The following is a 12,231-nucleotide window of genomic DNA, read 5'->3' as shown; positions in this document are numbered from 1 at the left end:
TGCGTGAGCCGCCGTCCGGACCGCCGCCCGAGCCGCCGTCCTGGTCGTGGCTACCGAGCCGCCGTCCGGACCGTGGCTACCGGGCCGTAAAGGTCCAGTACGTGAACGGGGTATTGCGGAGCGGACGCCGACCTTGGACGATCGACCAAACCTCCGATGGCCGCACCCCATCGGCCTGGCCACGTGATCACGTAGGTCACGCTCGACCAAGGGAGTCAGACGATGAAGCTGCTGCGAGTCGGCACGGCCGGAGCGGAGCGCCCCGCGCTGCTCGACGCCGAAGGAACCCTGCGGGACCTGTCGGGGGTCGTCGCCGACATCGACGGGGGCGTGCTCGCCGACACGGCGGCGCTGGACCGGATCAGGGCCGCCGCCGACGCCGGTGACCTGCCGGTTCTCGATGCGCAGGGGCTCCGGGTCGGGCCGCCGGTGGCGCGCGTGGGCAAGGTCGTGTGCATCGGCCTGAACTACCACGACCACGCCCGTGAGACCGGCGCCGAGCCGCCCGCCGAGCCCGTCGTCTTCTTCAAGGCGGCGGATACGGTGGTCGGCCCTGACGACACGGTGCTGGTGCCGCGCCGCTCGGAGAAGACCGACTGGGAGGTCGAACTGGCCGTGGTCATCGGACGTACGGCCCGCTATCTGGAGTCGCACGAGGCCGCGCTGGCCCACGTGGCGGGGTACGCGGTGGCGCACGACGTGTCGGAGCGGGAGTTCCAGATCGAGCGCGGCGGCACCTGGGACAAGGGCAAGAACTGCGAGACGTTCAATCCGCTGGGCCCCTGGCTGGTCACCGCCGACGAGGTCCCCGACCCGCAGGCGCTGTCGCTGAAACTCTGGGTCAACGGCGACCTGAAGCAGGACGGCACGACCGCCGACCAGATCTTCCCGGTGGCGGAGGTCGTGCGCTACGTCAGCCAGTTCATGACCCTGTATCCCGGTGACGTCATCAACACCGGCACGCCCGCGGGCGTCGCGATGGGCCGCCCCGAGCCGAAGCCGTACCTGCGGGCGGGCGACGTGGTGGAGCTGGAGATCGAGGGTCTTGGGCGGCAGCGGCAGGAGCTGAAGGACGCGTAGTCCCGCCGGGGCGGCGGGCGGCTCGCCGCCGCCCGCCGCGCTCACCGGCCGGATCCACCCGGCCCCGGCACCCGCCATCCGCCCCGGCGGCCCGGCTCACGCGGTGCGGAACCGCTCCAGCGCCTCGACTACCAGCGCGTGGTCCTCCACCTGCGGCAGCCCCGAGACCGCCACGACGCCGATCACGCCCGCGCCGTCCACCGCGACGGGGAACGCGCCGCCGTGGGCCGCGTACACGTCGGGGTCCAGGCGGGAGGAGGCCTCGAACGTCGTGCCCTTGGCGCGGAAGCGGGAGCCGACCAGGTACGACGAGCAGCCGTAGCGCTCGACGACGCGGCGCTTGCGGGCGAGCCACGCGTCGTTGTCCGGGGTCGAGCCGGGGAGCGCCGCGTGGAAGAGCTGCTGGCCGCCGCGGGTGATGTCGATCGCCACCGGGGCGGCGCGCTCGCGGGCCAGTTCCACCAGGAGCGAGCCGAGGGCCCACGCGTCGTCGTGCGTGAAGCGGGGGAGGACCAGGCGGGCCTCCTGGGCCTCCAGCTCACCGATCAGCGCGTCGTTCGAGGAGGGCGTGGTCACAGCGTCACCGTCACACCGTCGCGGGCCGAGCGGCGGGCCGCCTCCAGGACGTCGAGGGCGGCGGCGGCCTCGTGCGCGGTCACCGGGTTCTCGCCGGCGCCGCGCAGGGCGGCGGCGACCGCCGCGTAGTACGCGGGGTAGTCGCCGGGCAGCGTCGGCAGCGGGCGTCCGCCGCCGGTCGCCGGGGACTCGCCGGAGCCGACCGTGCCCCACATCGACTCGGGCTCGACGCCCCAGGGGGCTCCCGGGGCCGGGCGGCGGCCCTCGCGCAGGGCGGCCTCCTGCGGGTCGAGGCCGTACTTCACGTAGCCGGCCCGGGAGCCGAGGACGCGGAAGCGCGGGCCGAGCTGGGCCGTGGTGGCGCTCACGTACAGGTGGGAGCGGACGCCGCCGGCGTGCGTCACCGCGATGAACGTGTCGTCGTCCGCCTCGGCGCCGGGGCGGCGCACGTCCGCCTCGGCGTACACGCTCACCGCCGGGCCGAACAGCGTCAGGGCCTGGTCCACGACGTGGCTGCCCAGGTCGTAGAGGAGACCGCCGATCTCCTCCGGGTCGCCGGACTCGCGCCAGCCGCCCTTGGGGCGCGGGCGCCAGCGCTCGAAGCGGGACTCGAAGCGCCATACGTCGCCGAGGGCGGCGTCGGCGAGCAGTTCGCGCAGCGTACGGAAGTCGTTGTCCCAGCGGCGGTTCTGGAAGACGGACAGGAGCAGTCCGCGCTCGTCGGCGAGGGAGGCCAGCTCGCGTGCCTCGGCGGCCGTGCCCGCGAGCGGCTTGTCGACGACGACCGGCAGGCCGGCCTTGAGGGCGGCGGTGGCGAGCGCCACGTGCGTCTTGTTCGGCGACGCCACGACGATCAGGTCGAGCCGGTCCGCGCGGTCCCACAGCTCGTCGGGCGAGGCCGCGAGGCGCAGGTCGTCGCCGAACTCGGCGCGGGCCTGCGCCTGCCGGTCGGGGTTCGACGTCACGACCGTGTCGAGCGCGAGGCCCTCGGTGGCGGCGATCAGCGGGGCGTGGAAGACGGAGCCCGCGAGGCCGTACCCGATGAGGCCGACGCGGAGGGCGCCCTCGGGGCCCGGGCCGGGCGGTCCGCTCGCGGGGGTTTCGGAGCCTGTGCCGGTCATAGCACCTGTGCCAGTCATGTCCTCCACTTAAGCAACGGTGTTGCCAAAGTGCAAGCGCGCGGGACAATGGCCTCGTGACGTCGTACGGGAACGGAAACGGGCGCGGGAACGAGCGCGGAAAGGGGGACGGGAACGTGGGCGGGGTGAACCTGCCGGCGCTGCGTGGCCACAACGCCGCGCTCGTGCTCGACCTGCTGCGCTCGGCGGGGGAGGCGGGCATCAGCCGCCTCGAACTCGCCGAACGCACGGGGCTCACCCCGCAGGCGGTCAGCAAGATCACCGCGCGGCTGCGGGCCGAGGGGCTGGCCGCGGAGGCGGGGCGGCGCGCCTCGACGGGCGGCAAGCCGCGCACCGTGCTGCGCCTGGTGCCGGAGGCCGGCCACGCGGTCGGCCTGCACCTGGACCGCGACGCGCTGACGGCGGTCCTCGTCGACCTCACCGGGGCGGTGGTGGCCGAACGCCGTGCCCCGCTGGCCTTCGCCGAGGGCGCGGACGCCGTGGTCGACGCGGCGGCGGGGGCGGTGCGGGGGCTGCTGGGGGCCGGGCCGCGGGGCATGGTCCCGCCGGGGGTCGGGGTCGCGCTGCCCGGTCCGCTCGACCATGCCCGCGGGGTGCTGCGGCGGGTGACGGGGTTCCCGGCGTGGGACGGGTTCCCGCTGCGGGACGCGCTCGCGGCGCGGCTCGGGCTGCCGGTGGCCGTGGACAAGGACACCAACGCCGCCGCGCTCGGGATGGCCCTGGCGGGCGCGGCGGAATCGTTCGCGTATCTGCATCTGGGCACCGGGCTCGGCGCGGGACTCGTGCTCGGCGGCTCCCTGCACCGGGGGGCCCGTACCGGGGCGGGGGAGTTCGGCCACCAGGTGCTGCGGCTCGACGGGCCGCCCTGCGCGTGCGGGGACCGGGGCTGCGTCGAGGCGCTCTGCCTCGCGGCCGTCGCGGCGGGCGACCTCGCCGAGGCCGCGCGGGTGCTCGGCACGGCCGCGGGGAACCTGGTCGGGCTGCTCGACATCGACCGCGTCCTGCTCGGCGGACGCACGGTGTTCGCCGCGGGGGACCTCTTCGTACGGGGGGTGGGCGCCGTCGTGGCCGAGCGGGTCCGGCGCGGCGGCGGAGCGGAGGTCTCCGTCGCGCCGGCCCCCGGCGGCGAACGCGCGGTGGCGGAGGGCGCGGCCCAACTGATCCTCGCCCCTCTCTTCGGCCGAGCGCCGCAGCCGTTCGGCACACTCGGCGACTGAGGGGCGCGGCTCCGGAGCGGCTTCGGCGGCTACGCCTGGCTTCGGCTGCCAGGCCTGGCTCCGGCAGCCCTGCCTGGCTTCGGCGGCCCCCTGGCTCCGGCAGCTCCGCCTGGCTCCGGCGGGCAAGCCCGGCTCCGGCGGCACGCCCAGCTCCGGCGGTACGCCCGGCTTCGGCGGCCAAGCCTGACTCCCCCCAGCCCCGCCTGGCTTCGGCTGCCAAGCCCAGCTCCGGCGGCCCTGCCGGGCTCCGGCCACCCTGCCCGGGCCGCCTTGCCTTTGCAGCCCAGCCCTGGGAGTCGCCCCTCCCCGGGGTCACCCCACCCGGCCCCGCCACCCCGCGGTCACCCGCCCCCCATTCCTGCGGTCGGGCGGCGGCCGATCGGGGGCAAAGCGATGGGCGGGCGCGGCGCGGGGGGCCCGGCGGGGCATGTTCCGGGAGGGGGGCACCCCCGTCACCGCAAGGCCCCGGCCGTGTCCCGCCGGGTCGGCGGTGGCCCGTACGAACGTCGTCCGCGGTGCCGTTTTCCGTACATCCGACGGGATGCGCTCGGCGGTCCGTCCCGCAAAGGTCACACATGCGCCTGTGCACTTCCCCCGCCTCCGGCGTGGCCACCGCCGTCGCCCTCGCCCTCGCCCTCAGCCTCGCCGTCGCCGTCCTCGGCGCGCCCGCCCGAGCGGGGGAGAGCACGGTCGTGGCCCCGGCGCCCGCGCGCCCCGGCCCGCTCGCCGGGTACGAACCCAGCTGCGCCCCGGCCGACCGCGCGGACTTCCCCATCGACGCCCGCATCCCCGAGGGCCCCCGCACCTACCGGCCGGGCGGCGGCGAACAGGAGTGGTCGGTCGCCCTCACCAACGCCACCGGCGAGCCCTGCGACCGCGTCCACCCCCTCGTCGTCCTGGTCGGCGAGGAGCGTTCGCTGCGCCCCGAGCACATCCGGCTCGAATTCCACGACGGCTCCCGCTGGCACCCCGTGGCGTTCCACAGGACCGACCAGAGAGAGAACGTCGGCGTCTTCGACCACGGGTTCGGCGGCTTCACGGTCAAGTCCGGCGAGACCGTCACGGCCAAGGTGCGCATGGGCTTCACCGGCGACGCCCCCGCCGGGGGCGTCACGGCCACCGCCGCCCTCGTCCAGCGCAAGAAGAACGACGGCGACTGGGTCGGCGAGTCCAACCCGTACACCTTCGACATCGAGCCCGACGCCCCCGCGATCCTCTCCGCCGACCAGCTCGCGCAGACCGGCGAGCGGTTCCTGATCGCCCTCGGCGGCGCCGCCGGCATCCTCGTCCTGGGCGGCGCCGCCCTCATCGCGGGCGCCCGCCGCCACCGCGGCGGGACGGCCGGCGGAAACCGCTGACCCGCTGTTCACGTACGTCTGCGAACATCCCCGGGTGGATCAACTGAACCCCGCCCACCCGCTCGGCCACGCGCCGGGCGCGCCCATCCGCTCCGGCATCCCCGAGCACGGGCGCATCCCGAAGTACTACGCCGTCAAGGCCAGGATCTCCGCCCTCGTGGACGAGTTGGGCGAGGGCCAGGCGCTGCCCGCCGAGCGGGATCTGGCCCTGCGGTACGAGGTGGCGCGGGAGACCGTGCGCCAGGCGCTGCGCGAACTGCTCCTGGAAGGGCGGCTGCGCAGGCAGGGGCGCGGCACGGTCGCCGCCGGGCCCAAGCTGGAGCAGCCGCTGTCGCTCGCGAGCTACACCGAGGGCGTGCGGCGGCAGGGGCGGACGCCGGGCCGTGCCCTCATCTCGCTCGACCGCTTCCCGTGCCCGCCCGCGCTCGCCGCCGAGATCGGGGCCGCGCCCGGCGAACCGGCCTGGCACATGGAGCGCGTGCTGCTCGCGGACGAGGAACGGGTCGGCCTGGAGAGCACCTACGTCTCCGTGGCCCGCGTGCCCCGCCTCGACGCCGACTTCGCACCGGACTCGTCCTTCTACGACTACCTCCGCGACGGGCTCGGCATCGCCTTCGGCGACGCCGACGAACGGATCGAGACGGTCCTCGCCACGCCGCGCGAGGCCCTGCTCATCGGAACGCCCCCCGCGCTGCCCATGCTGCTCATCCACCGGCTCTCCCGCGACACGGCGGGCCGCCCCCTGGAGCGGGTCCGCACCCTGTACCGGGGCGACCGGTTCTCCTTCACCACACGGCTCGCCGAGGGCAGCGGTTAGCGCGCGGAGCCGCACCGGCACGGCTCACGTCACCTTAGAGATAACGGAAGCATAACGGGTCTAGTCCAAGCTTGATGACCCGTTAACCGTCCCGTTGCCGCGCGGTCCCGTCCGTGCCACCCGGCGGCAGGAGCGTTGCCGCCGTGAGAGTCATCGTCGTAGGAGCCGGCGTGGTGGGAACCATGCACGCCTGGCACGCAGTGGAACGCGGCCACGAGGTCGTACAGATCGAGCGCGAGAGCGAGGCCCGGGGGGCCTCCCTGCGCAACTTCGGACAGATATGGGTGAGCGGGCGCGCGGGCGGCGAGGAGCTCGACACCGCGCTGCGCGCCCGCGAGCTGTGGGAGGGCATCGGCGAGCGCGTGCCGGGCATCGGCTTCCGGGCCAACGGGTCGCTGACCCTCGTACGCGACGAGCGTGAACGCGCGGTCGCCGAGGCCGCGCTCGCCAGGCCCGACGCGGCGGCCCGCGGCTACAAGCTGCTCACCGCCGACGAGGCGCGCGCCCTCAACCCGGCCCTGCGCGGCGACTTCCTCGCCGCCCTGTGGTGCGAGCGGGACGCCGCCGTGGAGCCCCGCACCGCCCAGCTCCGGCTGCGGGAGGCGCTGCTGGCGTCGCCCGGCTACACGTTCCTGCCCGACCGCGAGGTCCGCGAGGTCGTCGGCGCGGGCGCGGTACGGGACGACCACGGGGAGGTGCACGGCGGTGACGTCGTCGTCCTCGCCACCGGCGCCTGGCTCGGCGGCCTCGTGCGCGAACTGGCGGGGCCCGACCTGCCCGTGCGCCGCGTCCGGCTGCAGATGATGCAGACCGAACCGCTCGGCGAGAAGCTCACGACGTCCGTGGCGGACGCGGACAGCTTCCGGTACTACCCGGCGTACGCCTCGCCCGCGCTCGACGTGCTCAACGCCGAGCAGGCGCAGACGCCGACCGCCGCCGCGCACAAGATGCAGCTCCTGATGGTGCAGCGCGCCGACGGCGGCCTGACCATCGGCGACACCCACGAGTACGAGCACCCCTTCGCCTTCGACACCCTCGAAGACCCCTACGACCACCTCACCAAGGTCGTCGAGGGCTTCCTCGGACGCCCGCTGCCGAAGATCAGGCGGCGCTGGGCCGGGGTGTACGCGCAGTGCGTCGACACCAGCCGTGTCGTCCACCGCCAGGAGGTGCGCGCGGGGGTGTGGCTGGTCACCGGGCCCGGCGGGCGCGGCATGACCTGCTCGCCGGCCATCGCCGAGCGGACCGCGGACGAGTTGGGCTGGTGAGGAAGGTGACCAGGGAGATGAGCGCACAGGCGCCCACGCAGGCGACCACGAACGTGACCGGGGTGACGCCGGACCAGCGGCGCGTCGGGCTCGTCGTGCTCGACATGGCCGGGACGACCGTCGCCGACGGGGGGCTCGTCGAGCAGGCCTTCTCCGCCGCCGCCGGAGAGCTCGGCGTCGAGCCGGGCTCCGCGGACCACGCCGAGATGCTGGACTACGTACGCGCCACGATGGGCGAGTCCAAGATCTCCGTGTTCCGGCACCTGTTCGGCGAGGAGGCGCTCGCACGGCGGGCCAACACCGCGTTCGAGAAGGCGTACGGAGAGCTGGTCGACGGCGGCCGGATCGCCCCGGTCCCCGGGGCGCGGGAAGCCGTCGAGGCGTTGCGGGCCGCCGGGCTGACGGTGGTCCTGACCACCGGCTTCGCCCGCGTCACGCAGGACGCCATCCTGGACGCGCTCGGCTGGCGCGACCTCGTCGAGCTGACCCTCTGCCCCGCCGACGCGGGCGGTCGCGGCCGGCCCTACCCGGACATGGTGCTCAGCGCCTTCCTGCGGACCGGGGCCGTCGCGGACGTGCGGGAGGTCGCCGTCGTGGGCGACACCGCGTACGACATGACGAGCGGCGTGCGGGCCGGGGCCGGTGTCGTCGCGGGCGTGCTGACCGGCGCCCACGGCGAGGCCGCGCTGCGGGAACACGGCGCCACCCACGTCCTGTCCTCGGTCGCCGGACTGCCCGCGCTGCTGGCGTCGCCCGCCGCACCCGGGTCCCCCGCCCCGCTCGCCCGGGAGCGGACATGAGCGGCAGCGGCATCCGCTTCGACCGGGTCTCCGTCGCCTACGACGGCAACACCGTCCTCCACGCGCTGGACCTGACCGTCGAACCCGGCGAGGTCATGGCCCTGCTCGGGCCCTCCGGGTCCGGCAAGACGACCGCGCTGCGGGCCGTCGCGGGGTTCGTGCGGCCCGCGTCGGGGCGGGTGTTCATCGGCGGGACCGACGTCACCGGGCTGCCGCCGCACCGGCGGGGCATCGGCATGGTCGTCCAGCAGTACGCGCTCTTCCCGCACCTGCGGGTCAAGGACAACGTGGCCTTCGGCCTGCGGGCCCAGAAGGCCGCCAAGGCCGAGATCCCCGGGCGGGTCGCCGAGGCCCTGGAGATGACGGGCATGGGCGCCTACGCGGAGCGGTACCCGCGCGAGCTGTCCGGCGGCCAGCAGCAGCGCGTCGCCATCGCGCGGGCCCTGGCCATCAGGCCCGGGGTGCTCCTCCTCGACGAGCCGCTGTCCGCGCTCGACGCACAGCTCCGCTCGGGCATGCTCGCCGAACTCGCCCGGCTGCACAGGGAACTGCCGGACGTCTCCATCCTGTACGTCACCCACGACCAGGTCGAGGCGCTGACCCTGGCGGACCGCATCGCCGTCATGGACCGGGCCAGGCTCCAGGACTGCGGCACCCCGCAGGAGCTCTACCGGACGCCCCGCACGGAGTTCACGGCCTCGTTCGTCGGCAACGCGAACCTCCTGCCGGTCACCGCGGGCGCGGGCGCCGCCTTGCTCGGCGGGGCCGAGCTGAAGGTCGACACGGGCGGCGTCGCGCCCGGCGCGACCGCCACGCTGTGCGTCCGCCCGCACCTCGTGGGCCTCGGCGACGGGCCCAACGCGCTCACCGGCCGGGTCAGCGAGGTCCAGTGGCGGGGCGCCACGCACCGGCTGTACGTCGACGTGGCCGGGGAGCGGATCAAGGCGGACGTCCGCGAACTGCGCACCCCGCCCGGCATCGGCGACCAGGTCACCGTGCACTTCGCCCCGGAGGACGCGGTCCTGCTCACCGCGGCCGTGTCCGAGGGCGCGGCCGCGTCCAGGAGGGCGGGGGTGGCCGCCGATGGCTAGCGCCACGCTCGCCGCGGCCCCCGCGCGGCTGCCCCGTGCCGTGCCCCGCTGGGTGTGGGCCCTGCCGCCCGTCGCCGTGCTCGGGCTCGTCTTCCTCTATCCGCTCGCCCTCGTCGTGCAGCAGTCCGTGCGGCCGGACACCGGGGGGACCTCCCTCAAGCCCTACGCGGACGTCTTCGCCTCCGAGGCCTTCCGGGAGGCCCTCGTCACCACCGTGTGGCTGGCGCTCGGGTCGACCGTCGGATGCCTGGTGCTCGGGTTCGCGCTCGCGCTGGTCATCGCCTTCGTGCCGTTCCCCGGCGCTAGGGCCGTCTCCCGGTTCATCGACGTCTTCCTCTCCTTCCCGTCCTTCCTCATCACCCTCGCCCTGCTCTTCGTCTACGGCGCCAAGGGCATGGCCAACGGCATCTGGACCGACGCGACGGGGGCCGCCGAGGGGCCCTTCCAGTTCCTGACGACGCCGTGGGGCGTGCTCCTCGCGGAGATCACGTACTTCACGCCGTTCGTGCTGCGCCCGCTGCTCGCCGCGTTCTCGCAGCTCGACACGGCCCAGCTCGAAGTGGCCTCCAGCCTCGGCGCGAAGCCCGCCAGGATCGTGCGCCGCGTCATCCTGCCCGAGGCGCTGCCCGCGCTCGCCGCCGGCGGCAGCCTCGTCCTCGTCATGTGCCTGAACGAGTTCGGCATCGTGCTCTTCACCGGCGCCAAGGGCGTCACCACCCTGCCGACGCTCGTCTACGGCAAGGCGATCCTGGAATCCGACTACCCGGCGGCCTGCGTCGTCGCCGTCGTCAACATCGCGATCTCCGTCGGCCTCTACGGCCTCTACCGGGTGGTGAGCCGCCGTGCTGGTGCATAGCCGCGGCGGCAGGTGGGCCGCCTGGGCCCTCTTCGCCGTCCTCTTCCTGCCCCTCTTCGCGCTGCCGCTCCTGGTGATCCTCGCGGCCTCCTTCTCCGCCCACTGGTCGGGAGCCTTCCCCTCCGGCCTCACCACCGGGCACTACGCGGCGGCCACCCGCGGGGAATCCCTCCAGGCCCTCACCACCAGCCTGGTCACCGCCGTCACCGCGAGCCTCCTCGCGCTCGCCGCCGGGACCTGGGCCGCGCTCGCCGCCGCCTCGCTGAAGCAGGGCCCCCGGTGGTCCCGGTTCGCCGGGAGGGTGCTCGACACGCTCTTCGTGCTGCCGGTCGCGGTGCCCTCGGTCGTCGTCGGGCTCGCGGTCCTCGTCGCGTTCAGCGAACCGCCGATGCTCCTCAACGGCACCCGGTGGATCGTCGTCCTCGCCCACGCCGTCCTCGTCACCGCCTTCGCCCACCAGTCGGTCTCGGCCGCCCTCGCGCGGCTCGACCCGGCGTACGAACAGGCCGCCGCCTCGCTCGGCGCCAGGCCCTCGTACGTCCTGTGGAAGGTGAAGCTGCCGCTGCTGCTGCCCTCCCTGAGCGCGGCCGCCGGGCTCTGCTTCGCGCTCTCCATGGGCGAGCTGAGCGCCACGATGATGCTCTACCCGCCCGACTGGACGCCGCTCCCGGTGCGGATCTACGCGGCCACCGACCGCGGCTCGACGTTCACCGGAGCCGCCGTCGCCGTCGTCCTGATGGCGGCGACCCTGCTGGTGCTCCTCGCCGTCTCCCGCGTCCGCACCCGCGCCTCCTACCGCTGACCCGCCCCTCATCCGCCCGCTCGCCCGCAAGGAGTACCCCACGTCATGTCCCGTGCCCCGCAGACCAGAACGCTCGCCGCCGTCACCGGCGCCCTCGTGCTCGCAGGATCGCTCACCGCGTGCGGCAGCGGTTCGGCCGCGTCCGACGACAAGGTCGTCACCGTCTACAGCGCCGACGGCCTCAGGGGCGAGAACGGCGACGGCTGGTACGACCAGGTCTTCAAGGACTTCGAGAAGAAGACCGGGATCAAGGTGAAATACGTCGAGGGCGGCTCGGGGGAGATGGTGCAGCGCGCCGTCCGCGAGAAGTCCAACACCCAGGCCGACGTCCTGATCACGCTGCCGCCCTTCATCCAGCAGGCCGACGACAAGGGCCTCCTCCAGTCCTACGAGCCCGAGGGCTCCGAGGAGGTCGACGGCTCCGCCAAGGGCGCCGGCGGCAAGTGGACCGCCGTCGTGAACAACTACTTCGGCTTCATCCACAACAAGAAGGAACTGCCGGGCGGCAAGGCCCCCAAGACCTGGGAGGACCTCACCGAGGACACGTACAAGAACAAGGTGCAGTACTCCACGCCCGGCGTCGCGGGCGACGGGACGGCCGTGCTCATCAAGGCCATGCACGACTTCGGCGGCACGAAGCCGGCGATGGCGTACCTGAAGAAGCTCCAGAGCAACAACGTCGGCCCGTCCGCCTCCACGGGCAAGCTCGCGCCGAAGGTCGACAAGGGCGAACTGCTCGCCGCCAACGGCGATGTCCAGATGAACTACGCGCAGTCCAAGGACATGCCCAACCTCCGCATCTGGTTCCCCGCCAAGGAGGGCGGCAAGCCGACGACGTTCGCGCTGCCGTACGCGGCGGGCCTGGTCACCAAGGCCCCCCACAACGCGAACGCGAAGAAGTTCCTGGACCACCTCCTCAGCCGTGAGGCGCAGGCCCAGGTCAGCTCGGTCGGCGGCGGCTTCGCGGCCCGCAAGGACGTCAAGGCCACCGACGCCGACGCGATCGCCCTCGACCGGATCATCGAGGGCGTCGAGGTCTTCGAGCCGGACTGGACGGACATCTCCGAGAACCTCACCTCGTACGTGGAGGACTGGAAGTCGGCGACGGGAAGCTGACCGGGCGGGAGCCCGCCGGAGTCCGAACGAGATCGGCGGGGTCAAGATCACCGCTTCCTGTTTAGGCTGGGGGCGTCGGCACAGCGCTGTCCCGGCGCCCCTCAGACCTCG

General features: G+C 74.3%; 12 protein-coding genes. 10 read left to right on the top strand and 2 right to left on the bottom strand.

The features are described 5' to 3' along the window. The first annotated feature begins 222 nt into the window (after window positions 1–222). Complete coding sequence (locus DCW30_RS06315) at window positions 223–1,080, top strand: fumarylacetoacetate hydrolase family protein (RefSeq protein WP_076685988.1); 858 nt, start codon at window positions 223–225, stop codon at window positions 1,078–1,080. A 96-nt stretch (window positions 1,081–1,176) separates the two neighbouring features. On the opposite strand, the gene DCW30_RS06310 is transcribed toward DCW30_RS06315, so the two are convergent. After that, window positions 1,177–1,656: a heme-degrading domain-containing protein gene (locus tag DCW30_RS06310; protein ID WP_198502695.1), complete on the bottom strand. Its 480-nt coding sequence runs from the start codon at window positions 1,654–1,656 to the stop codon at window positions 1,177–1,179. Further along, window positions 1,653–2,777 carry a Gfo/Idh/MocA family protein gene (locus tag DCW30_RS06305; protein WP_418347239.1) on the bottom strand — a complete coding sequence of 375 codons (1,125 nt, stop codon included), beginning with the start codon at window positions 2,775–2,777 and terminating at the stop codon, window positions 1,653–1,655. Before DCW30_RS06305 ends, DCW30_RS06310 begins: the two co-directional genes overlap by 4 nt. A gap of 74 nt (window positions 2,778–2,851) precedes the next feature. On the opposite strand from DCW30_RS06305, the gene DCW30_RS06300 reads away from it, so the two are divergent. From DCW30_RS06300 to DCW30_RS06260, 9 genes are all read left to right on the top strand, one after another. Beyond that, complete coding sequence (locus DCW30_RS06300; RefSeq protein ID WP_079250117.1) at window positions 2,852–4,012, top strand: ROK family transcriptional regulator; 1,161 nt, start codon at window positions 2,852–2,854, stop codon at window positions 4,010–4,012. 575 nt (window positions 4,013–4,587) lie between these two features. Next, a complete protein-coding gene (locus tag DCW30_RS06295; protein WP_076685992.1) occupies window positions 4,588–5,370 on the top strand; it encodes a hypothetical protein in 783 nt (260 codons plus the stop codon). Window positions 5,371–5,404: 34 nt separating this feature from the next. Then, window positions 5,405–6,187, top strand: coding sequence for a GntR family transcriptional regulator (locus DCW30_RS06290; protein WP_232626691.1), 783 nt, complete (start codon window positions 5,405–5,407; stop codon window positions 6,185–6,187). 143 nt (window positions 6,188–6,330) lie between these two features. Next, a complete protein-coding gene (locus DCW30_RS06285) occupies window positions 6,331–7,455 on the top strand; it encodes a TIGR03364 family FAD-dependent oxidoreductase (protein ID WP_076685994.1) in 1,125 nt (374 codons plus the stop codon). A gap of 17 nt (window positions 7,456–7,472) precedes the next feature. Further along, window positions 7,473–8,255, top strand: a complete 783-nt coding sequence (locus tag DCW30_RS06280; protein ID WP_076685995.1) for a phosphonatase-like hydrolase — start codon at window positions 7,473–7,475, stop codon at window positions 8,253–8,255. After that, the gene (locus tag DCW30_RS06275; RefSeq protein WP_076685997.1) at window positions 8,252–9,346 is read left to right on the top strand and encodes an ABC transporter ATP-binding protein; all 1,095 of its coding nucleotides are present in this window, start codon (window positions 8,252–8,254) and stop codon (window positions 9,344–9,346) included. The genes DCW30_RS06280 and DCW30_RS06275 overlap by 4 nt, the downstream gene beginning before the upstream one ends. Continuing rightward, entirely contained in the window at window positions 9,339–10,202 is an 864-nt protein-coding gene (locus DCW30_RS06270) for a 2-aminoethylphosphonate ABC transporter permease subunit (RefSeq protein WP_076685999.1), read from the top strand. The genes DCW30_RS06275 and DCW30_RS06270 overlap by 8 nt, the downstream gene beginning before the upstream one ends. Continuing rightward, a complete protein-coding gene (locus tag DCW30_RS06265; protein ID WP_076686002.1) occupies window positions 10,189–11,004 on the top strand; it encodes an ABC transporter permease in 816 nt (271 codons plus the stop codon). Before DCW30_RS06270 ends, DCW30_RS06265 begins: the two co-directional genes overlap by 14 nt. A 45-nt stretch (window positions 11,005–11,049) precedes the next feature. Next, the gene (locus tag DCW30_RS06260; protein ID WP_076686004.1) at window positions 11,050–12,120 is read left to right on the top strand and encodes a 2-aminoethylphosphonate ABC transporter substrate-binding protein; all 1,071 of its coding nucleotides are present in this window, start codon (window positions 11,050–11,052) and stop codon (window positions 12,118–12,120) included. The last annotated feature ends 111 nt before the right edge of the window (window positions 12,121–12,231 follow it).

It is taken from the genome of Streptomyces alfalfae, from assembly GCF_004127445.1.
Lineage (GTDB): Bacteria > Actinomycetota > Actinomycetes > Streptomycetales > Streptomycetaceae > Streptomyces > Streptomyces alfalfae.
This window is presented reverse-complemented; position numbering and strand designations above follow the sequence as displayed.

Bases quoted from the DNA above. Each gene is read 5' to 3' on its own strand.
- DCW30_RS06280 (WP_076685995.1), top strand. From the start codon at position 7,473: ATGAGCGCACAGGCGCCCACGCAGGCGACCACGAACGTGACCGGGGTG.
- DCW30_RS06260 (WP_076686004.1), top strand. From the start codon at position 11,050: ATGTCCCGTGCCCCGCAGACCAGAACGCTCGCCGCCGTCACCGGCGCC.
- DCW30_RS06275 (WP_076685997.1), top strand. From the start codon at position 8,252: ATGAGCGGCAGCGGCATCCGCTTCGACCGGGTCTCCGTCGCCTACGAC.
- DCW30_RS06270 (WP_076685999.1), top strand. From the start codon at position 9,339: ATGGCTAGCGCCACGCTCGCCGCGGCCCCCGCGCGGCTGCCCCGTGCC.
- DCW30_RS06295 (WP_076685992.1), top strand. From the start codon at position 4,588: ATGCGCCTGTGCACTTCCCCCGCCTCCGGCGTGGCCACCGCCGTCGCC.
- DCW30_RS06305 (WP_418347239.1), bottom strand. From the start codon at position 2,777: ATGACCGGCACAGGCTCCGAAACCCCCGCGAGCGGACCGCCCGGCCCG.
- DCW30_RS06315 (WP_076685988.1), top strand. From the start codon at position 223: ATGAAGCTGCTGCGAGTCGGCACGGCCGGAGCGGAGCGCCCCGCGCTG.